Source organism: Moorena sp. SIO3I6 (assembly GCF_010672095.1).
Map to the genome: position 1 here is coordinate 1 of NZ_JAAHHU010001276.1, position 1,466 is coordinate 1,466.

Here is a 1,466-nt window from a genome sequence, read left to right on the forward strand (position 1 = left end):
TCCCAGTCCTAATCCGGATAACTTGCTCAATGGGACTGATGAAAATTTTACCGTCGCCGATTTTACCGGTCTGAGCAGCAGCGAGAATTTTTTCTACTGCCATGTCAACTAAGCCATTTTCAACAACGACTTCTAGCTTGACCTTAGGAAGAAAGTCTACCCTGTACTTTGTACCGCGATACTGTTCAGTTTGACCTCTCTGCCGTCCAAATCCCCGAACTTCAGACACGGTCATGCCAACGATACCAGCATTGACTAAAGCGATTTTAACCTCTTCGAGCTTATAGGCTCGGATAATTGCCTCGATTTTTTGCATTTTCCCAGCCCCTTACTGGGGCTTCCACTCCAATTGACTAACACCAGCATGACACATATACCACGAAAAATAAATTTTTCTGTAATAAATAATACATTTGTGATTGGTCATTGGTTCATTGCGATGTTCCTGCCTGCCTTGCTCACCAAGGATAACGGAGAATCACCCTCCCAACTCCCGACTCCCGACTCCCGACTCCCTACTCCCTCACAGGGGTAGGTTTTTAACAAAGACCTCAGGTGTGGGGTGTGGGGCGTGGGGTGTGGGGTGTGGGGGATAAGAAAGCGATGCAGCTTCGGAACAGGGGGAAACCACGGCAAAGCGCGAGTGGTTTGTTCGCGTTCGCCTTTGGCGTGGCCTACGGCCAAGCGTCGGCTACGCCGATAGTTACCGTAAGACAGGCTCGCCTTAATCAATAAGTTTTAACCCTTTTCTGCATAACCTACCAACCATAAAGGCTCAACGTAATCAGGTTTCGTCTCCGGGGGGAACCCCCCTTTGGCGGCGCTGCCTCCCCAAGACCGCGCTGCATCCCTTCTTTGTTGTTTTCCTTTTCCTTTCCTTGTGATCCGCCCCCGACCGGTCGGGGGTTGGGGGTGGGGCAGGACCCAAATGTAAAAAACCTACCCTTGTGAGCTCCCGACTCCCGACTCCCGATTCCCGACTCCCGACTCCCATTAACCCAATAATTTGTACCTCACCCAATTGATAACTGCTATCTCTTCACTGAAATCCCAGTGCTAAAGCTCCCTGGTAAAATATCAAGCTAGCTACCCAAGCCAACCCTAAGGAAAACACTAAGGAAAATAAGGTAAATTTCCAGGATTTTGCTTCATTAAATAGGGTAACAATGGTAGTTAAACAGGGAGTGTAGATTAAGCAAAAGATACAAAAACTATATCCTTGGATAAAGGTTACTGTATCAGTTATCTGCTGACTAACAGCAACGGAGTTAAGTCCATAAATTACCGCTAAAGAGCCAATGACAATTTCTTTAGCAATGAAACCAAAAATTAGGGCTAGGGTTAAATGGGGATTAATACCAATGGGATTCATGATCGGACTTAAAAATTGTCCAATTTGCCCGCCAATGGTATCCAATCCTGTCGCTCCTGGCGGTAAATTCGTGATGAACCAAACAGCAACACAG

At 47.1% G+C, this 1,466-nt stretch carries 4 protein-coding genes; 2 read left to right on the forward strand and 2 right to left on the reverse strand.

Annotation, left to right across the window (positions count from 1 at the left end):
• The coding region (locus tag F6K49_RS48500; protein ID WP_293109837.1) for a P-II family nitrogen regulator at window positions 1–316 on the reverse strand (316 nt) is incomplete at its 3' end.
• Window positions 317–364: 48 nt separating this feature from the next.
• On the opposite strand from F6K49_RS48500, the gene F6K49_RS48505 reads away from it, so the two are divergent.
• Entirely contained in the window at window positions 365–535 is a 171-nt protein-coding gene (locus F6K49_RS48505) for a hypothetical protein (RefSeq protein WP_158069502.1), read from the forward strand.
• A gap of 29 nt (window positions 536–564) precedes the next feature.
• A complete protein-coding gene (locus F6K49_RS48510; RefSeq protein ID WP_293084452.1) occupies window positions 565–735 on the forward strand; it encodes a hypothetical protein in 171 nt (56 codons plus the stop codon).
• Window positions 736–1,039: 304 nt separating this feature from the next.
• On the opposite strand, the gene F6K49_RS48515 is transcribed toward F6K49_RS48510, so the two are convergent.
• The coding region (locus F6K49_RS48515; RefSeq protein WP_293109840.1) for a nucleoside recognition domain-containing protein at window positions 1,040–1,466 on the reverse strand (427 nt) is incomplete at its 5' end.

What these genes read in the sequence shown, in the direction of transcription:
- F6K49_RS48505 (WP_158069502.1), top strand. Translation starts at nt 365, where the DNA reads ATGACACATATACCACGAAAAATAAATTTTTCTGTAATAAATAATACA.